We start from the raw sequence: 24,480 nt of genomic DNA, 5'->3' as shown, positions 1-24,480 counted from the left end.
TATGCCCCTAATTTTCAAAATCATAAGTGGCTTCATGCACACCACTTTCACTTCTCCAATTAGGACCTTCTACAACCTCATTTTGTCTGTGTATTTTGCCGACACGTTCTGGTTGGTCAACAATAGCGCCTGCTGCAGAGTCTAAATAATCGTCAGGCTGACTTACTATCGCTGGATTCCACTCACGCATTTGTTTTGCTGGTGGCGCATCCTCTTCCTCACCACTCTGATTCACTGTCACCAATACTGAAATATGAGCCCAAAGCAAACCAGACATTAGTGGGCCTTCGAATCCCTCTAAAATCCTTTTGTTTTTATTTAAGCTAGTATGTTGCTCATCGACTCCACATCGTATTCTTCTTTTCTTTAATACAGCTTTTAATGATGTTGGAGCAAAGCCACCGATGCCATTTGTTTCAACCACAATGCGCGGAACATGGAATTCTTTAATGAGATCGCTTAATTGCCAAACCTGTCCACCAACGATCTCACCGTTTTGATCTGTGATAATGTCTGGACCAGTTAAAGCTAAGGATCGATGCCAGTACTTGTTACCAAGATCATCATGAAATATCAGAGCTACTGTCGATTTATCAGATTTCAATTTACCTGATGAAGGATCCCATTTTGCAGACATACCAACTATACGGCGTTGTCCTAGCATCAGATATAGTTCACCATTCGCACGTTTCAGCACAGGCTCACAGTCATATGCAAGCATTTTGTCTGGATCAAGTCTCACATCACCAATAGGTTTTGCATGCATTTGATACTGAGAATCCCATTCATTGAGTGTCTTACACTCCTCACGGCGAATCTCCATTTCTTCTGCAGTAAAACGTTCTTCCCAAATTCCTTCAGAATAAAAGTCGATAATGTAGTGCGATTCTAGGAGTGTTATTTCCCAAACCTCACCTTTACGCTCACAGAAATAATGAATACCTTTTTTTAAATATTTTGATCCTACACCAATGCCGCTAAAGCTATGTTTAGGTTCAAAATCTAAAATTACTTTCTGTCCGACCACTCCATTTTCAATCCTTCGTTCGTGCTCGAACATTTTTAAAATGAATGTTTCTACACGTTTTTGCTTTTTTATTTTTTCGTATAAAGAGTCATAGGTGTGTGGCGTACCAATCCACAATTTTTTTGCGCCTGGTATAGCAATGTGTGTTTGCTCTGAAAGTTTTTTCGGAAGCTTTTCTCTTTGCTCTGGATTTGCAGTTGTTTGTGGGGTTTCAACGTCATCATTCTGAATAAAATGAGCACGGTGGCCTGTCACGCCTGATAAAATTCCTTTAGCCAACATAGTGCCGTATCGTACGTCTGGTGTGCCGTTTACGAACCAACGCTCGACCTCACCTTGGCGAATGCTAACTGCGTGATTATTTATGCATAAAGGATGCCTTTCTAATACATCCCTAGTACCTTTTGAGCATTTATACGCATCTGAATCAGTAGTACCTTGATGAAGAATTTGGGTTTTAGGCCAGCAGTAAATTACCCATGCATTAAACACGTCCAAGATCGAAGATTTAGAGTGTCCACGTGGCATCATTAACAAGGCTGTACGCCCTGTTAAATAGAACTTTTCTAAAAATAGGCATACGAGTACGTGAAAGGTTGGTACTTTCCAACCCTGCAATTCTGCCCATATTAAAAAAAATGCGAGAAACGTTACCTTAGGCTTAGTCATTAACTCAACCGTTGTTTAAGTTTTGCCGCCTCTTCTTCAGCTTTTTTAATCAATTGCTGTTCATATTTTTCCTGTGTCGCAGCTGTAGCACTAATAGGCTGAATAGTTCCATTTTTAAAAGCCAGAACACGTTCTAATGTGGCGAGAATGCTGGCTTGCTTTTGGGATATTGTGTATAGAAACCCTTTATCTCCCCGACCTTCTTTTGTGTGGATGGTTGTGTTGATCGCCTTGCACGTTGTGATAATGAAATCATCTGTCACTTCTTCAGCAAGATTTTCAATTTTTTCAATTTGTTCATCGCGCATAAAAAAATCCCCTGCATATAAGGCATATATACAAGGGATGGAATGTAGGTTTGTTGGGTGAGTTATTTAGCAGGTAACGTTTTATAAAAATTAAATGTCCATAAAGCTAAGCCAATCCCAGCTAACACATCAACCACCATCCATAACTCTCTTCCAAGATAGATTTTTATGAAGGGATTAAACACGATAGCCATAAATCCTAATATCCACGGAATAGTTTTTTGGTTAACACTAAATGATAAGAAAGCAGCTATACCAAAGGCAAAAAAACCTACAAATCTCAATAGTTGGTAGTAAGCATATGGAAGATCTATAACCGCTAATATCATCAAGGCAGAAGCTAGATAGAATAAATGGTTCGGTTTCATCGTCTACTGCCTATCAAAACTAATAAACCAAATAAAATAAATGGCCATAAATACAAACACAAGGCTGGAATAATACCCCAATCCCAGCCTTGGACTGCTCCCATAACTCCAAATATAGTCCCTAAAACAGGTATGCCTCCGAGTAGTAACGCTAGCACTACTGCAATAAACCCATTCCAATCTAAAACTTCACCAAAATAAGTATAAATCCCTAAAAACTGAGTTATTGCTAAAATCCAGTAAGCAACAAACATTAAAACTCTTATCATTCAACAACCCTCTCAAAATCAGGCGCACGAGCTTCATCAAAGCCAGAACCCCATTCAAAGTCCCCAAGCCAACGTGTACGATCATGATCACGCTCTGCTTTACGAAGTAATTTTTCTCTATAACCAGGTGCAATCATATCCTGCATTTCATCAAAAATCATTCGATTGGTTGCAGCTTTGGTGTACCACAAGTTTTGTGCAGGGATCTTGTTCTTGAGCAAACGGAATGCTTCATTAGATGCGTTGGTATCCTTATCATCGTAATACTGTGTCAGGTTGCCGACGGTCAAACCAAGTACCGCTTTAACGTCTGATCCCAATGGACCCACCATAAAGTCCGAAGTACTACGCCCTGAAGTATCCGTACCGGCAACAAGAATATCGCCAAGAATGGATAGACCGCCACCCTGAACCGCTGAACGTGTCCAGAAGTTCATAGTCTTCTGTGGATCGTCACTATCCCACATGGTTGAAGGATCGTTACCATTGGCTAGTTCTTTAAGCTGTACCGCTAGTGCACCAAGTAGTGTGGTCATAGCAAACAATGAAACGCCATAAGCTGCCTTACCTTTCACACCATCCTGTGCCATTGCGCGTGATCCATGGCGCATCAAGAATGCTGCTGGAAAGGATTTAAACTGAAGCATGGATTTGACCAACTCCCCCATACCTGTGCCTTTACGCTGTCCTGCACTCATCCATGTACGTTCACGCAGGCCGGCTTCAACAACTGCCATTCCCTGCTCATCAAGTAAGTGTGCCTGAAATTGTGTGGCCACTTCATCACGCACCTTTTGTGGGTCGCCAAACCTAGTCAAATCACTATCAGGAATTTCATAGATCGAACGCGCAGACATTAACTGGTTGCCCTTGCGATCCACAACCGGATCAGCCAGGCGCATGACCTCCCATGCTCGTTCGTTTAGTCCAGTTTTCTCCATAAGCTCACGATCCATTGCATTTAGATCAGCCCATGCTTTATTGCGGCTTAAACGTCCGTACTTTTCCATGAGCATTTTGGAAAACCCAACCTTACTGGCCGCAGTCAAGGCATTTAAACCAGATACGCGCATAACCTGGGATGCAATGCCACTTGATACACGCGCCAATTTCTGTGACTTGCCATGCACTGAAGTTAGACCATCATCAGACCAACGTGCGATAGAGCCAAGCATTTCTTCAGTGGCTAGACCCAAGCTGTGCGCTAGCTCCCGATCTTCTTTATTTTTTGGATTAAGCTGTGAAATCAGTTCACCAAAAGTTTTACGGTAAGCAATACCATGGATCGATGCAGTCTTGGCAATCATGGCCTGATCGGTGACGGATGAAATTGTGGTACCACCTAGCATAGATGCAACATTCATTGATCGGTATGCTAAACCTAGGTTGGCCAGCACTTCGGATTGCGGTGTATTTTGGCCTGAGAACTCATCAAACATGGTTTGTGCGCGTTTGCGTGATTTGCCTGTGTCGTTTGCATCAATGCCTTTTTGCCAGTCCTTTTGTTCTGCCGCATCCATCAATATGCGCATGGAATTTCTAGGACTACTGCCAAGATTTTCCACCAGAGCAATATCTTTAGATAATCCATTTATGTGCGCCTCGATCAGATCCACAAACGGCATACCGCCGAACTCAGCCTGGTATTCCATCCATGATTCAGCATCTTTAAAATGTAGTACTCGGCTTTCAGAATGTCGGCTGGTGACTTTGGAGTTGCCCCCAAAGGACTGACGGCCAATTTCGGTTTTATTGGCACCGTTACTGCTCAATGTGTCGAATGAATATTCCAGGAGTTCGCGGATCTCTTGCTGTGAATAGTATGCGCCATCCTCATGCACATATTTTGAAGTGTCGATTAAGCTTTCTGCCTTTTGCACCCATGCCTGTTTGCCGGCTAATACGATCTTTTCTAAGCTATGTGTCTGCGGCAATCCCCAATCATCCAGCTTGCCAATATCACCGCCGGCACGGTTAAATCGTTCGCGCATCCCTTCAAAGACTTCGCCCATTTTGTCGCTGATCTTCTTGGCTAGTGGATCATCTGTGTTATCACCAAAACGTTCACGGACAATCTTTTGCACTAGATCTGCATCGGTAAATACACCTAAACCGCCTTTGATGTTGGTATAGAAATCCACCAGCTCACCACGATAAATAGAGGCAATAGCACGTGCTTTAGAGTCAAGGGACTGAACACCTGACATATCCCCATGCGGTGCAACTAAGCGGTCTATGACTTCCATTGCAGGTAATGTCGGATGGTCCAATAAAGCAAGATTTTTATTTTGGGTCAGGATATCTTGAGCAGCAATTTTATGACGGCGTTTTAATTTTTCTTGAATATCTTGGGCAACAAATTCACCAGCTTTCACCAGTTTTTCAGCATCAGATAGATTGCGCCAGGTCTGAATGTCTTTTTTGGCCAAAGACTTCATCGCGTCCTTGATCCGGTTTTCAATGTCGGTGGCTTCTTGAATACTAAGTTGTGACTTTCCTAGCGCTTGTGCTACGGCGGCTTTACATTGTTCTTTCATAAAAAATGCTCAGATAGTTTTAGGCTATCTGAGCATTGATTGTGGTGAGATTTATTGAGTAATTAAATTTGAATCCCTAATAATTTTGTTTCTATTTTTTCTTTAAGTTCGCCCATTTCTTTGAGTTTTTCATCAAAAGAGTGCCTGGTACGATCTATATCATTAATTAATTTCTTATATTCCAAACTTTCATTAGAAAGCACACTTCGATTATCTAGTTTTTGTAAGCTATCTTCTAAGACTTTATCTCTCATAATCATGTTCTCTAAGGAAAGTGACAACTCTCTAAAATTCAACAGATCAAACAATAATCCATTACATTCTACTCCAGCTTGAGAAATAATTTTTTCGTTAAATTTAATCATCTCTCTTAAATCAAAAAGCGACCCTTTTGTTGAATGCTCTTTTAACCTGATATTTTTATCACAATACTCCAATGGTGGCTTATAAAAAGCTTGAATTGTCAGTAATAGAATGTCATTTATATACTCACTAATTTTTCTTGAGGAAGAATCAACTAATGTCAAAGTATGTTGTTCTTTCCAATCAGTAAATAATATAAGCGCTGCCACAGGTGCCAAAATTCCAGCAGTAATAGTAAAACCATCTTTAATAATTTCATAAATTTCAGGTAGTGTTTGTACTACCTTTAACCATGAACTTTTTAGCAGGAAAGCTACAATTAAATATGCAATAAAAAAAATAACCGTCCAAAAAACTAGATCGGTTATTTTTTCTTTTAATGTTTTCTTATGCATTGATATCTCTTAAATTTTAGTTTATTTAATTTATAAAATATAACATGCACTAAACTAAAAAATTAAATTTACTCCCCAAACTGTAAAGCACAACTAATGGCTGTTTGTGCAGCCAAAGTATCTTCTTGTGCCTGACGTGCTTCGGCTTCTAATTCTGCTAAATATTCTCTTAGAGTGTAAACCTCTGGGTTACCATCTTTGTCCACTCGTCCATTTAAATAAGGCCGATCTGGATTCTGCATAATAATATCCAAAGCGGCTGATTCCTCTGGACCATCACCAAATAGCGAACCTTGACGTGGATCACCCATCGATTCAATACGATCTATTTCTTTCTGAATATTTTCAGAAATTCCCTTAGCACTGCGCTTATTCTGATCAAATACATTGAGAAAGTTTTTTGCACCAGGTGTAAGTCCATCATCAATTAACTGACCTTGATTCAAATAATCTTGTACGTTTTGACTATTCGCTTTTAAGTCGCTTAGCTTTTGCGCTGCTTGTGCTAAATCACTTGCTAAAGTGTTTTGATGTCTACCCCCTTGCTTAACCAAATCACTGAGCTGTGCAAGTTGTGGAGCGCTTCGAAGTAATGCATTTAATACAGTTTTTGCATCATCATCTAAAGATTCTGCTAAACGAGTTACCAGACTTGAGTCACCATAGGCACGTTGAACTAATGCAGACTCAATACGGCGTTTACCATCTTGGTTGAGCCTACCCTCAGCAGTCATCATCGAAGCTTGTTCAGCCTTAGGTAAAGATGAAATAAAGCCTCTCACAAAATCCATAGAGCCATCTAAATTGACCGAGCCATCTGCATTGAAGTTAATCATTGATGACTCTGGCAAACGATCTACATCTGAAATAGCTCTTTCAGTCGCGCTAAATTGCGCCACATCGGATTCATTCGCTAAACGTGCAAACTGTACACGGTCAGTATCGGTTAGGCGTGTACGTACTAAAACAGGCTTATTGATACCAGCAATATCTAATCCTTTAGATGATGCATATTCGGCAACATACTGTTGATATGCATCTGCTTTGCCTGATTCATAAGCTTTACCAATGGCTAATGTACGACCATTCCCTGATTCAACAACATTATCCAGTCCAATGATCGGCGCACCATTCGATAACATTGAAGACTCGCCCAACCATTCAGGTTTTAAGTCATTCGCCATTTGTTCGATCTGTTGACGTGATGCTTCACGTGTACGATCACGCGGTTGTAATTCACTTGGATAGTTTGGATTTACTCCATACGCTAAATCATTAGACGCAATCAGTTCATCAAGGGATTTAACCTCATAAGCAAATTCGTAGCTTGAACCGTCCATTCCTAGCGCCGTACTGGTATTAGACCCACCATAACGCGCACTCAGTTGATTCCATTTACTACGCCATTTTCCTATAGCTTGACCAACTGTTAAGCCTTGCATGCCGTTATTATTAACGATGGCTTCCGCATTCTTAGCGTCGTACTGGCGAACAATATCAATCAATGGTGCATTTTGATCCGCTTTAAGGATACGACTTGCTCCACCTGGTCCAAGTAAATGACCTAAATAATGTTCGTGTGGTTCTAATTCTCGACCTATGCTTTTACGGATTGAACTTTCCGCTTGTTTCATGTGTTTGAAACCCATGCGAATTTGTTCATCAATATTGTTACGATCCCCACCGCCTTGACCTTTCCATGTTTTATCTAAAACTTGGAATAAACCATGCGCCGTTGAAGTTGGATTTTTAGAGGTATGACTAAACTTGCCACCTGTTTCAATATGGCTGATGGTCAGTGCAACGGATGGATCGATGCCTTCTTGTTGTGCTTTACGCGCAATTGCTTTGGCATTCGTAGGCAAAGCCATGGATTCAAAATTAACAGGCTTTTTAATTTCATCACCCTTCACCGTGCTTGGCACTTTGACAGGTCGACCCATGCGCACGGAATCAACCGCAGCATCTAAGTTTTTTAAATGGTTGTTATGCTGGACAGGATTCGATGCTTTAACAGGTGTGAGCGTTTCTTCAAACTCAAGCTCATTAGCGACCAAGGCTGCATGCTTTTGATCTGGTGTAGCATCGCTATTATTTAAGTATCGACCTGCACCACGTGCTGCACCAAAAAACAAAGTATTTAATAAAATATCTGTCGCCACTGACTCGCCTGTGACTTCGTATTTCTTGGCTTGCTTCTCATAGCCTTGCGACTCAAGTATTGCATTCGATGCAGCTTGACCGCCAATTGATAGACCAGATGCACCACCAATGGAAAGCAGACCATCTTTGACTAAGCCACCAGCACCCTTAAACCCATATGACATTGGCAACACTGTTGAAACTGCTGCAACTGCACCATCCGTTAATGCAACTTGAGTTGCTGTGTCACTGTCTACACCTTGCCGAGTAAGATCACCATATACGTGATTCGTTTCTGACAAACCTGTTGCAGCTGCTGCACCACCTATGCCACCAACTGCTGCACCTAAGGTTGCTCGAGTTGCGTAATCTCCGAGACTAAACGCAATATTACCGATGGTTCCTGTATTCTCTTTATCTTCAAGATATTCAATAGATCCATAAACTAGATCATCACGAGATTTACGTTCTTTTGAAATATAATCTTCAAATGGAACTATATTTCCTAAATTTAAAGCGTAATCAATACCATATCGCCCTGTATCAAATACAGCATCGATTGGTTTCATAGCTAAATCTGCGACCTTATTGAAACCTGCTGCAACACCACGAAACGGCGCACTCACAGCACCATCAAATAGCCCCACGTTTTTAGGTTGTTCAGTAGGCTTATGCGCAATTCCTTTCGCATTTAATTCATCAATCTGACGCTGTTCCTCGCCTGAATACTCAGATAACCAATTGCTCATTACTTAGTTACTCCATTCAGGTTGATACGCCAAATTGCGCCATTTACAACTAAAGGGTTCCCACGCTCATTGATCAGGTCATATTGAATTTCACCACGTGCGGATCGTTTGTCTGAACGGCGTAAACGTAGATCTTGTAACTCACCGACACTTAGACCTGTTTGTTTAGCTATGGTGTTGTAGCCTTTTTCTAAATGAGTTTCAAAGTCAGTATCTTGCATTCCATATGGTTTAGAGACTTTCCAATCAAGTTTGGACATACCATGGTTACCAAATTTTAAACCCTGACTATAAACCCCACCTGTCGCCATACTTAGCGCCGTGTTAGCAATTTGAGTATTCACACTATTGGAATCAACATGGCGAAAGTTTTCTCGCTCAGACACGTGCGCATAAATGGATTTAAAAGCTGCAAATGTCATATTTGAAGTTTCACCTGAAACTGTAGAACCAACATATTCGTTAAATTTCTGTTTAAGCAGATTGTCACTTGGCAGAATTAACTGTTTGTTTTTGAGTGCCTGTGTACCACTTAAAATTGCTTCAGCTATATCTTCACCTTGATTTGACTTATAACCATTTAATCTCGCTATTCCAGCCATTACATATGATTTATCACCAGAACCAAGCTGCCCTAATGTGGACCCCCAAACAGATGCACCACCCTTAACGCCTTTGGTTTGACCAATCATTTCTCCAATAAAATTCAGTTTTTCGTTTACTGGCATTGCTTCGAAGGCTTTACGCGCCTCTGGTAAGTCTTCTTCTGAAATTGGACGTACAGAGAGATTCGCATCTTTTAAAGCCAACTGATTCACGCCGTTATCAATCACTTTTGAAACGAATGATTTAGGATTACCACGCAATTCAGTTGGTGTAAGTGAGTGCACTTTAAGACCAGCTTCTGATACAGCTTGATTAGGATTCTTTTTGATATTCTCAAGCTTCTCAGCATGAAGCGACTCAAACACACCTAAAATCTTTTCTTCGGTTGCTGGATCGGCTGATGGACTATTTGCCATCTTGGCTTTTTGCTGATTGATACGCTTGAGTTGCTCAGAGGTGGATAGCCGAGTAAAGTGCTGAAAATTATTAGACTGTTGCTTATAAAATTTAAATTCAGCTTCATGCTCAGTACCTGTTACAGCTTTTTCAACATTTAAAGAATATTCATCATCAAGCATTCGCCCGGTGAGCACTTGAGTTTTGTAGTCTCCAAAAACCTTACCAGCCACCTGAACACGTTTGTTTTCTTCAACTTCCAATTGTTTGTTGAGTGCATCAATACGGCTTTGCGCTTGAGCTTTCTTCTGCTGCGCTTGTTGACCATCTAAATATCCGTATTTACCCTCATCCAGTTCAGTGACTAATGATTGCAAATCCGCTGTATTCTTGGTTTCAAGCGCTTTGCTAATACGACCATCAATTTCAATGAGATCCATTGATGTGTTGTAAGTACTCAAACGCTGTTGCTTAACATGCTCAGGGATATTCAAACTCGAAAGATTATTTTTTAAATATTCTGATCCTTGTTGACGTGGCATACGTGTCGCGATTTCAGTCATTCGGTCAGCAACATTTAGACCCCGCTGTTCATCCGCTTTAAATTGCAAAGGCAAAAAGCCAGTGCCATTACGATTGACGTTACTGGTCCAATGGTTTTTTAAATCCTGACGTGCATGCTGTGGTAGATCATTTTCAATTTCTTTAAATCGTTTCTCTGACCAACCACTTAATAATTTATTCGCATCTTCTGCACCCATAGCACCATTAGCCACATCGTTTTTAAGCTTTGTGACTTGCTCCGATAGCTCTACCGTCAAGATATCATCTACTTTGACTTTGGCTTCTTTGGTAGCTAATTCATTTCGAGCATCAACAATGCCACCAATAGCTTGACCTAAATTTGAAAGTCCAGAAAATGCAGGGCTTTGTCTCAATTGTGGAGTTGAATTTATACGCCCTTGAGATCGAGGAATCATCACCATAATTATTTCCACCCCATAGCTTTCGATGTACCAGAAACAACATTTGCTGCTGATCGAAGCCCATAACTATTTGATTGAATACTTCCAGCTCTGCGAATGTTTGATGCGTTATTTGCTGCATCCTGAATCATGATCGAGGCGTTATATGCACCATCCGATAAAAATTCATCCTGAATTGCAGCTGCTGAACCTACATCCACATCAAGCCCATTTTCTGCCGCTGCTGCACGTGCTGAACCTGCGTTATTCTTTGCCATGCGTCTTGCTTTTTCAGCTTCGACACGTGCCACAGATTGAACAGTTTTTGCATTACCTTTCGATTCAGCACGTGTTTGAACGGCGTTCATCGAGTTCTCAACACCACTGAATATCTCGCCGATAATATTTCCTTGACCACACATAGTTAAATATCCTTTTCCAATACATAGCCAGTGAGCTCAAAACCAAGTGATTCATAAAGTTTCACAGTTTTATCAGCATGAATGCCAGTGATGGTACCGACACTAATTCGATCAGCACCTTGCAACTCAGACCACGAAATGAATGCTTTGATTAAATCGGATGCTGCACCTGATCTGCGGTACTCAGGCAAGACATATAGCCCCTGCTCATAAGCCACCTTTTGCCCTGAACGCCAGTCAACATCCATCGCACCAATCAATGCGCCTACAACTTCAAATTCATCATCTAATGCGACAAAGATTGAGCCATACATATCGATAAGCTTTTCAAATACCATGGCTGTTCTTTTCGCATCAAAGCCTTGTTTCTTAAAACGTTCAGACTCTTGAGTTAGCTTTTCACCAAAATCTACTAATACTGGAACGTCTCGTTCTTCTGCTGCACGTACATACATTTTATTTCTCGTTCACTGATACCAACATAGAGATACTTTGAACGTGAAACGGCAAAGGTTTGTTGTGTGTTAATTTAATTTGCAGTTCATGCAGTGGTTGCCAACCAGTTAGTGCTACTTCTGTGTAGCCTGTAAATGGCTGATTTTGAAAAGCCCATTGATCATTTCGTTTGTGCTGAAACTCATATTCATTGACATAGCCGCCAATTGATTTGTTTAGCCATACCACAACTTCATGGACCATAATTTTGTGGAACATCATGGTCGATGGTACCTGGCTAAAATCAGGTGCAAGTAGATCAATCACAACCTCAATTGGCTGACCTACATAAGCGGAAGAAACATCATCTGGATAAGTTTCACTATAGAAAAATCCATCAAATTCAGACCAGTTATACAGCGGATCGACCAACTTCTGCATATTAGAATCGAGAGTTGAATTAGTGACTAAAAATTCACAGTCACTCATTGCACTGTCTGTAATTTCTTCAAGAAAAGTACTGCCGTTTCGGTCAGTAAGCATGAAGCATTGGTCAGATCCAGTACTTGTCGGCAACGCACAGATTGAAATGACATTTGCACCAAAATCATGAAGCGCCCAAGCATTCATTTCTTGATCACGATTGAGTGTGATACTTGCAACCTTGCCATCACCTAACACCATCCATACAAGGCTGTACGGCGTTTGTTGATATGTAATTTCTTTGATACCGCCATGATTCTGTGAAATATGCGGCGCAACTGCAGAGAGTTCTGGTGAAGTAAGACCATCCACTTCATAACGATAAGACAAAGCTCTTAAGCGCTCACCACCACGTTGAACAAATAACAGTTCACTCCCTACCAAGCAAGGACGCACGTCTTTTTGAACACCATATGACGTGTGTTGATCGATTTGGGCTGATGCTGGCGTCAATGCACCAGTAGAGCTAATAAGGAATTCTGAGCCGCCAGTGAGCGCTACAACGCCACCACGTTGCGCTAAATGGAGAATGTTATCTGACTGCGCAGATGATGAAGCGATACTGAAAGCATCTGAATCCTGAGTCGATTCCAAAAAGTCGCCGTCATTTCCAATCGAACTAAACCACATCTGATTTGGATTGGTTTTTGTGTTTGCAAATACCAGTCTTTGTTTGAAGAATACAACCGTCCGTGGATAACCTGTACTTGATGTAAATGCCAATGATCCCAAAGTCCAAGACTTTGCGATTGCTTGTACATCCGCATTCAGCTTGACCATGACTTCACCCATAGCCACTGTTGGTGAACTGATCGATGTGATCTTGACCTGACCACCGTTGATAGAGACTACTGCACCAATATGACTTGAATTGAATACTGAAGCATCAACATTGGTCACCAATTCCCATTGTGATGCAGATTCAGCAGGTATAGCGTTTTTATTGTCGACTATCGCTCGCCATGTTTGCCCCATATAAATTACACGGTCACCAATGAGGTATTGCTCTGCACTGTTCCAAGATGGAAAAGCTGTAGCGGTCAGACTAATATTTTTACCAACATCCGTGCCTGATGGTTTCAACGCAACGTTTGGCGACGATCCGAGTTCATCTGTAGGCTGTGTGGTGAAGTTAAACGGACTGAATTGCCAATTGGTAAAGTCTGCAGAACAGATGAATCGATAGACTGGCGTATCACCCTGCACGAAATACATGCGGTACCGAGTATGTGCAAATTGAATTTCTTTGACTTTTTGCGCAGTATCATACGGCGTTTCTACAGACCAAACTGTTTCATTAGAACGTGGATCATAAACATACAAATGACCAACTTTGAGAATGATCATGTATGCATTTTCAGAGTTTGGAATGAATGGAATTAATCTTAAGCATCCCTCCATCACACCTTCAAAACGTGTACCTGGTCTTTTCTTTGCACCGCCTTCAACCAATGGAATTGCATTGAGTAAGGTTTTAGCGCCGTTCCCATACTGTTGAACGTCTGTACGTGTATGAAGTAAGGGTGAAAGCTCACCACTACTGAGATTATTCTTTAATAACCACTGTCTAGCCATTAGTAACGACTCCCCACGTAGCGTGAAAACTCATATTGCAGTTCTTCACTAGGTCGCTCTTGTGCATTGATTGCACGTGCACGGCGTAATAATCGCTCATACTCTGCTAATGCTGATTGCCCTGCTGCATCACTTCCTGTATTCGGTTTACTGAGTCTCGAAGCTAATTTAAGCGCCATAGCTTCAACCAGCATCGAATCCCATTCATCTTCATTATCGTTATCAAAAATGTACTCAAGGTTAATTTGATTCTGGTTGGCAAGGATGTGACGACCTTCGATTTCATAGCACTCAGTATTAGCACTGATAATACGAATAAAATCTCGTGGCAATGGGAAAGCATGTGCATAGCCAAAGCTAGGATGGGTCGTAATTGGCGCAAGAATGGTACGTTTTTTTGCACAAGACCAAGGATGATCACGCAAGATTGATTTACGTGTCTGATCGTATAGGCTTCTGCATCGTTCAGCCGTTGCAGTATTTTCATCAAAGCCTGTAATTCCACGATCACCAATCAAGCTAAGCGCATGATTGCAGATAGAAACTCGTGTGGTAGTCATAAAAAAGCCCTCAATTTTATTTCATATTGAGGGCGTTAGACTTTGAAAGTTTTGTGTATAAAAAAGACCTAACACCCTTGCTGAAAAGTGTTAGGTCAAAACTGATTAACGTACGAAGTCGAGCGCTACAACTTTCTGTTCGTTAGAGCGACCAGCACCATAAGATGCGATACCACCGATTTGTTTGGTGTTTGATTTATCCCCACGAACTGTAATATCGAAGTTTGAAATCGAATTACGTCCATAGTGAATACCACCCTTAGCCACTACGAAAGTACGACCAACTGGCGCTTGTTCTGTTGAACCTGTACCTGCTGGCAAGTCTTCATATGGCAGCCAAATGAAACCACCCCATTTTTTAGCCACATCACCATCTTGAATCGCTTGGATAGTGTCACGGTCCCATTTGGTGAGTTCATCATCCACTAAAATTTGCTCAAGAATTTCAGAGTTGTAAATGAAGTATAACGGCGCATTGTCAGCATGATTTTTACGGAATAACGCACGTGCTTTTGCGATCTTCGCTTTATTTACTGGTGTAGCATTTGCACCAATGATTTGAGTAGACGGCAGAGCCAAGTTTGTATAACTCTCGCCGTCAGCAGTTTTACGCTGAACTGATGCACCAGCAGCTGCAATGATCACCTTGTCACGCTGGCGATGTTCTGCAGCGAGACATGCTTGCATGTAAGGTGATGTAGGATTAGCAGACAATTTTGCTTCATCACGTGGATCGATCGGTACGAATAATCCATAGTCAGCCATAGCTACTAAGCGAGTACCAGCTTCAGGTACAGACCATTTAGTATCGGCAAAGCGTGTTGTCATTGCCTCCATCTCTACAGTACCAAGGTCATTCACAGTAAAAGATGAACTTTGAATCTGACCACGATCAGTCGTTAAGACCTGCAATACTGATTGTGTTTGTTGACATTTCACTTCAAAAGCATCGTGGAATTGACGCTTAAATGCTGCGGAGATCATGCCACCATTGGTTGCGATATCTTGAGCCATTGGACTTGCCCCTTATTAATCCTGATATTGTTTTTCATAGTAAGCATTGATACGCGCAGTCACCGACTTGTGATCAGGATGATTTGCATCGCTATACGCTTCTGACATCATTAATTGTGTGATTGTTTCACTACCGCTTTGCTGTGTGTTTGATGGCGGTAAATCTTCCTGAATTTGCTTACCAATTGCTGCAGCAAGCTTCAAAGCTCCAATCGGTGAATCCAAATCACTTGCCTGAAAACCTAAAGCCTCAATGGCTTGCTTTGCTAAATTCACATTGGCGTTAAATTCAGAGCCCCATTCTTGTTGCAATGCATCAATTTGAACGGCGTTATGCTCATCAAAAGCTTTAACCACCGCCGTGACCTGCGCATTTGTCATACCTTCAGCATGGAAAGATTCAAGAACTTCCGCGTTACCAGTTTTGAAAGCATCAAAATCAAAGCCATCAATCTCAACTGAATAGGCATCCGCTGATTCTGGTACCGCCGTAGCTGGATCTGTTTCAGTTGTTTGCGTTTCTTGTTCACCAGGATTCTGCTGTGTTGTCTCAGTACCTGGCACCGTTTGCGTTTCTGTTGCTGCAGGTGGTGTTGTAGTTTGAGTCTGTTCAGTTGTTTGTACGTTCGTTGTGTCTGTTGTTTGTGATTCATTCATTGTTTTGCTCCATATGTGCAATTTCTAATTGCTCGCTATAGCGAGGATCATTTGCTGTATTAATTCGATTGATGATGAAGTCCACGACTTCTGCACGCCCTATACGGCGACAAGTCTCACGCTCATCATCTGTAAAGACGTTTCGTTTAAATCGGCTTGTCAGTTCTTCTAAAATTCGCTGACCATCGCTACTCATGTCGAAATGGATTCGGTAGGTCATAGACGTAGGCTTGCGAACCTGACGCCATTTGAAGTGATGACCAAGCTCATCCTTGGCTTCATTTTCATCAAGAAGCGTTTCGAACGGCTTGGAATACTCTTCATACTTGGTTTTGTAGTACTCTGCCTTGTGCTTGTTCTGGTCGTTTTCGTGTACTAATTGATAGATGACAACACCCATAACCAGTACAGCAATCACAAGAAATACGATGAATCCGATCATTGCATTGCCTCACTAACCATTTGGGCTTCTAAGCCTTTACCCATACCTTGAGCAACCGCGTCAGTCATTTGCTGAGCCATAACCGCTTGTTGTTCTTGTGCTTGGGCTTGTTGCTGCTGTTTGGCTTTTTCTTCCCGATAGGCTTCAAGTTTTTCAGTCGTGCGCATGATTGAGGTCGGCACACCTAAACCTGCTGCCAATACATGCGGAATTGCATCTGTATCGATGTTGTCCAATGCATTCGGATCTACTTCAATGATTGAGCCTAAAGACATCATCAAGCGTTCAATACTTGATACTTCTTCAAGCTTTTGAGCACGTGCCAAAGGTGAGATAAATTTGAAAGTAAGATTACGCTCGACAAGTTCTTCAGGAGCTTCACCAAGCACACCAGCACGATAAGCAAGCCCAAATGAACGCTCTAATAGTGGAACTAGTAGTTCAGCTTGTGCACGACCATATAACGGACCTAACTGCTGTCGAATCATGTCTACACGCGCATAGATTTCAGCTGCAGTTGGCGGTGTGTTGTAGTGTTGAGTCAGACCATCAGCCAATAATTTACGGCGAATACCTGATTGGATTTTTTCTAAAAGACCATCCCCAACCACGAAGCCTTTTCCTGAATCTAAGCGCTTCAATGAATCAGTGCTGTTCGCTGTAATGATTTTCCCACCACCTAAACGCACTGTACGAGGATTTAGAATGCCATCATCTTCTGCTACCCACATACCAAGAATATCGATCTCAGCACTTCGTAACGTATCTCTAATCAATGTATTGGCTGTCTTTGCATCAGGTAGTGCAGTTGACATGATGCCAACGCCGTAAACTGAACCAGGTATTTTTCTAAAACGTGGTACCGCACATGGGAATTCGTTATAGCCTGATTCTTTAAGCATGTGCTTACTATCGACTTCTAAGTGATATGACGCAAAAGGCATATTCTTTGGAAGCAATGGACGACCATCTAACGGCGTTTTAACGTCACGTGGTTGAATCACGTGCAGTAATTTAAATCGATCATCTGGACGATTTTGGAATGCATCAAGCACTGCTTTACTGACCTTGTGCTCCCCAAACTCACTCACGATCTGTGCTGCTGTTTTGGTGTATTCACGGAAGATGGTATCAATCAAACCATCTGATCGAGTCGATGCAATAAAGCATTCACCAATAGGCCATCCTTGGAATACGAAGCCACCGCCTTTCTTACGATCAATGTCTTGGTACATGACACACCAACCAGCAATAGCGAAGTCAATCATCACGTCAAAGATTTCAGAATCGTAATTCGCGCCGTGGATGTTACGGAAAATGAACTGTGCAACCTGCTCTAGCCAATGCTCACCCTCAGTTAATTCGGCTGGATCGTCCATACCATCAGGTACAGCTTTAAACCAAATTGCATTCGCTGGCGTGGTACCGCTAATTAAATTCGACACAAATGTTTGAATCGAATCTGCAGCAGTTGAATCTAGCAAATCAGCACGTTGTTTCTCACGTGTGCCAGTTAGATCACCGCCACCGCTAAAACATTGTTGGCGTTCAGGTGCACCAAACTTGTAACACTCAGTCCAATGCGACTCGAACTTGGAACGCTCAGAGCGCATTTCCCCAAGTCTTTTGCATAGCTGTTTTGCTAGTTCACTCATGCCTTAACCGCCTAATGTTGTTTTCTTTTCGTTTTCTTCTGCTGAAGCAAGCACATCAGAGGCTTTACGTTTCTTACGTTGCGCTTTGGCATCGTTCTCAGCCAATTGCGCTTCTTTCTTCGCTTGTGCTTCTGCTGCTTGAGCATCGAACCCTTTTGACGCTGCTTTGGTATCAGTAAGACCAACCGCATCCGTCACCGTTCCGATGACTTTCCCTACTACGCCACCACACATGATTAGATTTCCTTTTGCTCTAAGCCGTGTTCACCTTGAATCCAACGTGTTTTCTTTTTCGCTTCGATACCACCAGCTTTGAGCAATTGGTCGAGCTTTGATTCGATACGTTTTTGGTTATCAAGAATGAGATCTAGACGTGCGTCATCGACTTGAATTGATTCAGGTGTACTTTGAGCTTCGGTAGATACATCAATTTGAATTGACTCAGGCTCAGTCGATATTTCATTGGAGATATCTTCGCCGTGAGGATTTGATTCATTCGCACCGATTGGTGTTTCATCTATCGCAGGTTGTGCACCTGGTGTTTGGAGTTTTCTTTTTTGAGTGGTCATTAAAAAGCCCTATTCATTTGTTGGTGAATAGGGCTACTGTGAGGGGTTATTGATTATGGTTTGTTGGGTGATTAAAACTTGTTAAAAAATGTGATTTAAACTATTTTTAAGAAAATTATTAGAGAGTATTCATTATGAGTATATTAAAAAGAGGAATTATTGTATCCAATACTAATGCATTCGAGTTTAGAAGCAGGCCAGATTTATTAGAGTCCAAACTAACTAAAAATGATTTAATGAATTATTCTTTTTATTGGGATCAAATTATGCTTCCTTATGGAAGTTTCATAAAAAAAATAGCAGGAGATGATTCATATGTTCAAGAAGGGATACTCCAATACAAGCGTACAGGGGTAAGATTTTCTGGAATTTTAAACGAAGAGAATATTCATAGAAACAATATGGAAGTGATAATTAAATGTTATGAAGATAGTTGTTTTACACACTCCGCAATTGACTGGACTTTGCATCATAGAATTAATAGTCCTTTTGCTATAAGTAATAAAGTTATGGAGCAAAATGTTATACGTGTAAAATTTAATTCGTTACTGCCTATACCGAGTCAATTTGTAACTGCAGATAAAATTTTAGAATTTAAAGAAAATAATAGGCAATCTTTACAAAACTTACATAATCATATTTTTGATATTTATGCTCGTATCTCCAACATGTCTGACCCAGATATCAGATCGATTTATGAACAGCAGTTATTTAATGAATTTGAAGAATCCTTGAAAGAGTATAAGAGTGCTTTTAAAAGTAAATTTAAAAACCCTCTTTTAATGCCATTAACTGCCGATATCAACTTAAATAGTGGTCTTTTAGAAGCTGGCCAAATGATCCTTGACCAGAGTATAAGCATTAAAGGAGCATTAGAATTTGGAAAAAATATTCTAAGTATATTTTCTACAAAACAGAATATCCCTAAAGTGGTTAGTAATAACACTACTTTCCATTATATTGGCGAAGCAATTCAAAGAGGGATTATCAGCCAATTTTAGCTAACATTATTTTTTTTAGATTTTCTTCATCTACACGGATGATTAACTCATACCCTTGGTAAGATATTCTTACTGTAAATATCTTTTCTCCAATTTGGGTATTAATGGACTCAACAATATAAGTTTTGAATGGCTCAAGCCTAACGACTGTTCCATTCAAAACTTTAATATCAAACTTTCTTGTAAAAACAAATCTTAATACATAAAACAGTAATCTCACTTTTTTAACTCCCGATCCAATTGTTCAATCACGCCGTCAATTTCCCCACCATCTTCAAAAATATCTAACTGACCTAACTTGTATTGGTAGGTCTGCCACTCACCTTCTCGTGGATATCGCTCAATGCCTGTTTCCGTTTGCCACAACTCGATAAATGCTGCGCCGTTGTCATAGTTTGGGATTCCACCTCTCGCCCATTCAGAGACTGTAGAAGCACCAGAGACAGGCAAAATGAATGCGATCTTTTCATGCGTCCAACCAAAGTGATTACACAAATCCAAGATCATACGGTTGAAGTCTGGACGCTTGTATCCACGCTGTTTCACGCGAAATTCTTTAACCGTCTTTTTGTTTTTTTGATTAATAAAACGCGCGCGCGCGCGAGGATCAGTGGCAAACGCTACAGAATCAACCGTCATATCCATATTTATTCCCCTTAAAGTTCCCAGACTTTCAAACGAATTAAGCCACCCTTAACGACACTTCCACGCTTGACATGAAGTTCATCGAACTGCTCATCGTCCTCACAAAAACCACACTTCACTAAAGAATCGATAGTTGCTTTCAAATGGTTATCGATATCTCGTTTCTGATTGGTTGGAAAATGAAACGTCACTTCTAATTTCAACCGTGTGGAAAGCCTTAATGCTGGGATGAGTGCATTGACTACGGCGTGAAACTGACGCGCCTTATCGCTTAATTTCATGCCTTTGCCGTGACGTTCCCAGTAGTGATTCACACTTGGTGGTGTTGCAGCGATTTCGCAAAATAAAACTTGGTTGTCGTCATAGTCTGTATTTCGCTCTAATTTCGCTTGTGTTGCGTTTTTCTTAGCTTGCTGTACCTTTGCTTGATTTTCTTGTTTAAGACGCTCACGCGCTAAACCTGATCGATTCTGATGCGCTTTCAAGTGCGCTTGTAACTGTTGTTCGCTCCATCGAAGTGTTGTCATGCATTCCACTCCTTTTTCGCTTTACGTGCCTTAGTCGCTCTGTCGCAGTAATAACAAGAGTTTGTGCTGACGTATTTCTCAGTAGTTCCACAATTTCTGCATGATGCTCCGTGGTATCGCTTTAAACCTTTTGCCTGTGCATCCTTACGAGCAATCACGTTAGGGTTGTTCTGTCTCGCTTTAGAACTGGCTATTGCAGCTGCCATAACGGCGTTCATTGTGCGTTTGCTGTCAGAAGCACGATTGTTGAAACTGTGAGTCTCACCTGAATAACCACGAGGCAAATAATTAATTTGACCGCCTTGTTTTAAGAATTTTTTGATTTCAGCGTCGATCTTTTCTGATTCAAATTTTTTCTGAGAGATATTCATACAGCACCTCCCAAACGATGGTCATTCCAACCGCATTCGATAATGGTCAAAACGCCTTGTTGGAAACGTGACCAGAGACGATCGCCAAGATCTTTTTTCAATTCACTCAATGGCATGTTCGATATCAGCATAGTCGGCTTCAATCGGTCATATCGTGCATACAAAACCTTGTGAACTAACTCACGGCGCTTATCACGGTCATGCAATCCATACTCATCAATGATCAGTAAGTCATACTGCGAAAACTCATAAATCACCGACTTTTCAGTTTCATTCGGAGCATCCCATGCATCCATGATCTTTTGTGCTAAGTCTTCACTGGTGATATAGCGTGTGTATTTACCCTTCTTGAGCAATGTTTTAGCCGTTGCACAGCTCAGATGTGTTTTACCTGTACCTGTACGACCTGCCATGATCAGGTTGTTTTTATCGCCGTTCAGAATGCTTTTCGCATAATTCACGGTTTTGTCTAACGCATACTTGTGGCCTTCATGCTCAACCAGATAGTTTTTAAAACCTGATTCTGCGTGACGTTCTGGAAGCATTGCACCTGTCATGTGTTTAACTCGAACCATCTCGTCTACAGATTTTTGATGGTTAGCGTTTGAGTTATTCACTGATTCCACTGCGCATTTCGGGCATGTTGTAAATGGACCTGCTTTGACCATTGCAACGTTGTGGATCTGACAAACTTGAGCAACGGTGTTGAGATCAAAATTGATTGATGACATCGCATTCATAGAAAATCCTCCGGAATGTCTACAGGTGCAGAAACTGGCTGATACTCAGCTTTTTCCCATGCTGCATTCACATCAAGATTAGTTTTCGGTTTTTGAGATTGTTTTGCCTTGCGTTGTTGAAAAGCCTGTTCCTCTGCATCGGTTTTAAGGTTTTTCATGAACGTGGTTAACCAGATCGACATCCACTTTTGAGGTGTATGTTTCCCCTTGTCTAATGACCATTGCGCCATGGTCTCGAGATTTTTATAAATTCGATCAACTGAGTGATTCGGAAAGTTGGTTCTTGCCTGGTCTTGAAAATCGACTTGTGCTGGATATTTTTTGCAAAGGTCTTTGAAAGAAATGAAGTCGCTGTCTTCAGGATGATATTCAACGAAATTCAATGGGCGATTTTGAGCCGTGAATTTCTTATTATCTTTTTCTTTAAAGTTTTCTTTAATATTTTCTTTAATAGCCCCCTGTTTCATGGGGGTACTCTCCCCACTTGTGACGGTGGTACTCTCCCCCTGTTTCATGGGGGTACTCCCTTTTGATGGGGGTGGTACTGTTTGTTGGTACTGGTCAAGCGTGAGGAGGTACTCATTTAAACGCCCTGATTTACGCTCTACTTTAATAGCTTTACATTGCTCTAATTCACGAATTACCTTGGCAACGGTTTCCTCTTTTTTAATACCGCAATACTTTTGGAACTGAGTAATTGAAATGGTGTGAGAATTGCGCCCAAACCCTAGAGTTTGACGCACTATGAACACTAGGCATTTGAACGCCTTGTCGCTCAGATCCGCCATAATCTCAGAGTCAATGAGCAGATTTGGAAGTCTTGTATATCCCTCATCTATCCCTGTCATCTTTAGTCGCTCTTTTTTGGGAAACGGCACTAGTAGCCCTTGAGCTGGGTGCTGTTCCTGTGCTAAATTCAACATTAGTTACATGCCTCGTTTACTCTCGAGTGAACGGCAAGAAAGTCCATCTGTTCGAGCAGTTGGGCTTTTTTTGTTCCTGTGGATTTTGGTAATGGTTCGGGTGTTAATTCAAAAATAGGCGTGTCTACGGTATCTGTGGTCATACGAAGCAATGTTGCGAGATGATTAACTCGCTCTCTTACTTCTGTGATATTCGCCATGCCTAAAGATCTAATGTGCTCAGACAAAGTTTTTAATTCAGATCGAGCTATTGCCTCTAAATCACGTTTTTCTTCATACGTGCATTTAAAAGTTATGCTCTCCGTAAGTTTTTCAGACATAGACTCACCTAAGCTCTTGCTTCCTGCAGATTTGCTTTTAACTTTCCTTTGGTTAAGACCTGAATTCTCGCCTGTGTATCAGTAGGAATCCCTTTATGACGCCACTTGCTAATAGTTCCTCTTGTTACCCCAAGAATTGTTTCTGTTAGCTGGATGTCTTTCTCAACACCGAAGTGGTTTTTTAAATCATCAACGGTCATGTTTACCTCAATAAACTATTAGTTTCCATTAGTAAACCACAAGTTTCCGCATTCTTCAATGCATTTGTTTACTATGGGAAACATAAAGCGGAGAGTTTTTATGAGTTCAATTAGAGATCGAATAATTCAAAGAATGACTGATCTAAAGCTCAGACAGGTCGATTTAATGGATGCAACAGGTGCAACCAAGGGAGCTGTTTCAAAATGGGTTTCAGGAACTAATGTACCTAGTACTGAATTCATGCCAGCACTTGCAGCAATTCTAAAGACTTCAGAAAACTGGCTTTTAACAGGCAATCAAACCCCTGAATTTAGACAAGTCGAGCCTTGGGATAGCAATACCCCTCTTGATGATGACGAGATTGAAATTCCTTTCTTTAAAGATTTTTCTTTTGCTTGTGGTGGCGGCTCTATTGGCGAGGCTATTGCTAATGAGACACGAAAATTACGCATGTCCAAAGCAACACTGCGAAACCTCTCGATTGCAAAAGATAATGCAGTAGCAGCTACAGCTACGGGCGACTCAATGAGTCCAACAATTAAAGATGGCGATACAATCCATGTTGATTTAGGCCGAAAAAATATTAAAGACGGCAAAATTTTTGCTATCTGTCTCGGTGGTCTGTTTTATTGCAAACGCTTGTACAACTTGCCATTGGGTGGGGTCCGCATTGTTTCAGATAATTCTACAGAGTTCCCAGAAATACAATTAAATGCCCAAGAAGTAGTTGATCAGCAATTAGAAATTATCGGTTGGGTTTGGCAAATATCTAGTTTAGAAAGTTGGTAATTTTATGAAAATAATTAATGCTTTAGTGGCTTACTTTCTGTATTTTTTTGCCCCAAAAACATTAATGCGGCGCTCATTTATTGGAACTTTATTGCATTTTAATATCAGGCTACCCAGCGAAGCGAATGATGAAATCGTGTCTTACTTACATGATATTTACGAAAAAAATAAAAAAATTGATAAAGTCATGAATAGAGGTGGTATGACAGTAAATATGGAGAGGATGTTAAGTCTAATTCAGTGCGAGGCATTTTTTATAAATGATTATTTCAGCAACCAATACACACTCACATCTGGACATGAAGAAGTGGTTAATGTTTTAGAGAAATACAATTTAAAGTGAAATAGGCTACTCAT

29 protein-coding genes are annotated in these 24,480 nt (G+C 41.1%); 3 read left to right on the top strand and 26 right to left on the bottom strand.

The window, feature by feature from the left end; translation table 11 throughout:
• Positions 1 to 7: 7 nt before the first annotated feature.
• From terL to AC1M9B_RS02915, 18 genes are all read right to left on the bottom strand, one after another.
• Complete coding sequence (terL, locus tag AC1M9B_RS03000; protein WP_481608524.1) at positions 8 to 1,696, bottom strand: phage terminase large subunit; 1,689 nt, start codon at positions 1,694 to 1,696, stop codon at positions 8 to 10.
• Entirely contained in the window at positions 1,696 to 2,004 is a 309-nt protein-coding gene (locus AC1M9B_RS02995) for a hypothetical protein (protein WP_481608523.1), read from the bottom strand. The genes terL and AC1M9B_RS02995 overlap by 1 nt, the downstream gene beginning before the upstream one ends.
• A 62-nt stretch (positions 2,005 to 2,066) precedes the next feature.
• Positions 2,067 to 2,372 (bottom strand): DUF6804 family protein, encoded by a 306-nt coding sequence (locus tag AC1M9B_RS02990; RefSeq protein WP_481608522.1) that lies wholly within the window; start codon positions 2,370 to 2,372, stop codon positions 2,067 to 2,069.
• Positions 2,369 to 2,626 carry a hypothetical protein gene (locus AC1M9B_RS02985; protein ID WP_481608521.1) on the bottom strand — a complete coding sequence of 86 codons (258 nt, stop codon included), beginning with the start codon at positions 2,624 to 2,626 and terminating at the stop codon, positions 2,369 to 2,371. Before AC1M9B_RS02985 ends, AC1M9B_RS02990 begins: the two co-directional genes overlap by 4 nt.
• 11 nt (positions 2,627 to 2,637) lie before the next feature.
• The gene (locus tag AC1M9B_RS02980) at positions 2,638 to 5,178 is read right to left on the bottom strand and encodes a hypothetical protein (RefSeq protein ID WP_481608520.1); all 2,541 of its coding nucleotides are present in this window, start codon (positions 5,176 to 5,178) and stop codon (positions 2,638 to 2,640) included.
• A 62-nt stretch (positions 5,179 to 5,240) separates the two neighbouring features.
• Positions 5,241 to 5,936 (bottom strand): hypothetical protein, encoded by a 696-nt coding sequence (locus tag AC1M9B_RS02975; RefSeq protein ID WP_481608519.1) that lies wholly within the window; start codon positions 5,934 to 5,936, stop codon positions 5,241 to 5,243.
• Positions 5,937 to 6,004: 68 nt separating this feature from the next.
• Positions 6,005 to 8,827 carry a lytic transglycosylase domain-containing protein gene (locus AC1M9B_RS02970; RefSeq protein ID WP_481608518.1) on the bottom strand — a complete coding sequence of 941 codons (2,823 nt, stop codon included), beginning with the start codon at positions 8,825 to 8,827 and terminating at the stop codon, positions 6,005 to 6,007.
• Complete coding sequence (locus AC1M9B_RS02965; protein ID WP_481608517.1) at positions 8,827 to 10,815, bottom strand: methyl-coenzyme M reductase; 1,989 nt, start codon at positions 10,813 to 10,815, stop codon at positions 8,827 to 8,829. Before AC1M9B_RS02965 ends, AC1M9B_RS02970 begins: the two co-directional genes overlap by 1 nt.
• A gap of 2 nt (positions 10,816 to 10,817) precedes the next feature.
• Entirely contained in the window at positions 10,818 to 11,216 is a 399-nt protein-coding gene (locus tag AC1M9B_RS02960) for a hypothetical protein (protein ID WP_481608516.1), read from the bottom strand.
• 2 nt (positions 11,217 to 11,218) lie between these two features.
• Positions 11,219 to 11,671 (bottom strand): N-acetyltransferase family protein, encoded by a 453-nt coding sequence (locus AC1M9B_RS02955; RefSeq protein ID WP_481608515.1) that lies wholly within the window; start codon positions 11,669 to 11,671, stop codon positions 11,219 to 11,221.
• A 1-nt stretch (position 11,672) separates the two neighbouring features.
• Complete coding sequence (locus AC1M9B_RS02950) at positions 11,673 to 13,709, bottom strand: phage nozzle protein (protein WP_481608514.1); 2,037 nt, start codon at positions 13,707 to 13,709, stop codon at positions 11,673 to 11,675.
• Complete coding sequence (locus AC1M9B_RS02945; RefSeq protein WP_481608513.1) at positions 13,709 to 14,269, bottom strand: phage connector family protein; 561 nt, start codon at positions 14,267 to 14,269, stop codon at positions 13,709 to 13,711. Before AC1M9B_RS02945 ends, AC1M9B_RS02950 begins: the two co-directional genes overlap by 1 nt.
• 105 nt (positions 14,270 to 14,374) lie before the next feature.
• Positions 14,375 to 15,283, bottom strand: coding sequence for a phage capsid protein (locus AC1M9B_RS02940; RefSeq protein ID WP_481608512.1), 909 nt, complete (start codon positions 15,281 to 15,283; stop codon positions 14,375 to 14,377).
• A 15-nt stretch (positions 15,284 to 15,298) separates the two neighbouring features.
• On the bottom strand, positions 15,299 to 15,940 hold the full coding sequence (locus tag AC1M9B_RS02935; protein WP_481608511.1) for a hypothetical protein: 642 nt from the start codon (positions 15,938 to 15,940) through the stop codon (positions 15,299 to 15,301).
• Entirely contained in the window at positions 15,933 to 16,382 is a 450-nt protein-coding gene (locus tag AC1M9B_RS02930) for a Bbp19 family protein (RefSeq protein WP_481608510.1), read from the bottom strand. The genes AC1M9B_RS02935 and AC1M9B_RS02930 overlap by 8 nt, the downstream gene beginning before the upstream one ends.
• Positions 16,379 to 18,037, bottom strand: coding sequence for a portal protein (locus AC1M9B_RS02925; RefSeq protein ID WP_481608509.1), 1,659 nt, complete (start codon positions 18,035 to 18,037; stop codon positions 16,379 to 16,381). The genes AC1M9B_RS02930 and AC1M9B_RS02925 overlap by 4 nt, the downstream gene beginning before the upstream one ends.
• A gap of 3 nt (positions 18,038 to 18,040) precedes the next feature.
• Positions 18,041 to 18,271: a hypothetical protein gene (locus AC1M9B_RS02920; RefSeq protein WP_035264458.1), complete on the bottom strand. Its 231-nt coding sequence runs from the start codon at positions 18,269 to 18,271 to the stop codon at positions 18,041 to 18,043.
• Positions 18,272 to 18,273: 2 nt separating this feature from the next.
• Positions 18,274 to 18,606: a hypothetical protein gene (locus AC1M9B_RS02915; protein ID WP_481608508.1), complete on the bottom strand. Its 333-nt coding sequence runs from the start codon at positions 18,604 to 18,606 to the stop codon at positions 18,274 to 18,276.
• A 134-nt stretch (positions 18,607 to 18,740) separates the two neighbouring features.
• Between AC1M9B_RS02915 and AC1M9B_RS02910 the strand changes: the two genes are divergently transcribed.
• Positions 18,741 to 19,607, top strand: a complete 867-nt coding sequence (locus AC1M9B_RS02910; RefSeq protein WP_481608507.1) for a DUF6236 family protein — start codon at positions 18,741 to 18,743, stop codon at positions 19,605 to 19,607.
• Here AC1M9B_RS02910 and AC1M9B_RS02905 read toward each other — a convergent pair.
• From AC1M9B_RS02905 to AC1M9B_RS02870, 8 genes are all read right to left on the bottom strand, one after another.
• A complete protein-coding gene (locus AC1M9B_RS02905; protein WP_481608506.1) occupies positions 19,594 to 19,827 on the bottom strand; it encodes a hypothetical protein in 234 nt (77 codons plus the stop codon). The two genes, AC1M9B_RS02910 and AC1M9B_RS02905, sit on opposite strands and share 14 nt — an antisense overlap.
• Positions 19,824 to 20,252, bottom strand: coding sequence for a hypothetical protein (locus AC1M9B_RS02900; RefSeq protein ID WP_481608505.1), 429 nt, complete (start codon positions 20,250 to 20,252; stop codon positions 19,824 to 19,826). The genes AC1M9B_RS02905 and AC1M9B_RS02900 overlap by 4 nt, the downstream gene beginning before the upstream one ends.
• 11 nt (positions 20,253 to 20,263) lie before the next feature.
• Positions 20,264 to 20,779, bottom strand: coding sequence for a RusA family crossover junction endodeoxyribonuclease (locus tag AC1M9B_RS02895; RefSeq protein WP_481608504.1), 516 nt, complete (start codon positions 20,777 to 20,779; stop codon positions 20,264 to 20,266).
• Positions 20,776 to 21,150: a hypothetical protein gene (locus AC1M9B_RS02890; protein WP_481608503.1), complete on the bottom strand. Its 375-nt coding sequence runs from the start codon at positions 21,148 to 21,150 to the stop codon at positions 20,776 to 20,778. The genes AC1M9B_RS02895 and AC1M9B_RS02890 overlap by 4 nt, the downstream gene beginning before the upstream one ends.
• Positions 21,147 to 21,890, bottom strand: coding sequence for an ATP-binding protein (locus tag AC1M9B_RS02885; protein ID WP_481608502.1), 744 nt, complete (start codon positions 21,888 to 21,890; stop codon positions 21,147 to 21,149). Before AC1M9B_RS02885 ends, AC1M9B_RS02890 begins: the two co-directional genes overlap by 4 nt.
• A complete protein-coding gene (locus tag AC1M9B_RS02880; protein WP_481608501.1) occupies positions 21,887 to 22,813 on the bottom strand; it encodes a replication protein in 927 nt (308 codons plus the stop codon). The genes AC1M9B_RS02885 and AC1M9B_RS02880 overlap by 4 nt, the downstream gene beginning before the upstream one ends.
• The gene (locus tag AC1M9B_RS02875) at positions 22,813 to 23,013 is read right to left on the bottom strand and encodes a hypothetical protein (RefSeq protein ID WP_481608500.1); all 201 of its coding nucleotides are present in this window, start codon (positions 23,011 to 23,013) and stop codon (positions 22,813 to 22,815) included. The genes AC1M9B_RS02880 and AC1M9B_RS02875 overlap by 1 nt, the downstream gene beginning before the upstream one ends.
• A gap of 128 nt (positions 23,014 to 23,141) precedes the next feature.
• Complete coding sequence (locus AC1M9B_RS02870; protein ID WP_481608499.1) at positions 23,142 to 23,333, bottom strand: Cro/CI family transcriptional regulator; 192 nt, start codon at positions 23,331 to 23,333, stop codon at positions 23,142 to 23,144.
• 100 nt (positions 23,334 to 23,433) lie between these two features.
• Here AC1M9B_RS02870 and AC1M9B_RS02865 point away from each other — a divergent pair, with 100 nt between their 5' ends.
• Positions 23,434 to 24,123: a S24 family peptidase gene (locus AC1M9B_RS02865; RefSeq protein ID WP_481608498.1), complete on the top strand. Its 690-nt coding sequence runs from the start codon at positions 23,434 to 23,436 to the stop codon at positions 24,121 to 24,123.
• Positions 24,124 to 24,127: 4 nt separating this feature from the next.
• Complete coding sequence (locus tag AC1M9B_RS02860) at positions 24,128 to 24,466, top strand: hypothetical protein (RefSeq protein ID WP_481608497.1); 339 nt, start codon at positions 24,128 to 24,130, stop codon at positions 24,464 to 24,466.
• The last annotated feature ends 14 nt before the right edge of the window (positions 24,467 to 24,480 follow it).

Source organism: Acinetobacter sp. ANC_7513, assembly GCF_056779915.1.
The sequence above is the reverse complement of the archived record's forward strand: the minus strand, read 5'-3'. Positions and strand labels throughout refer to the sequence as shown.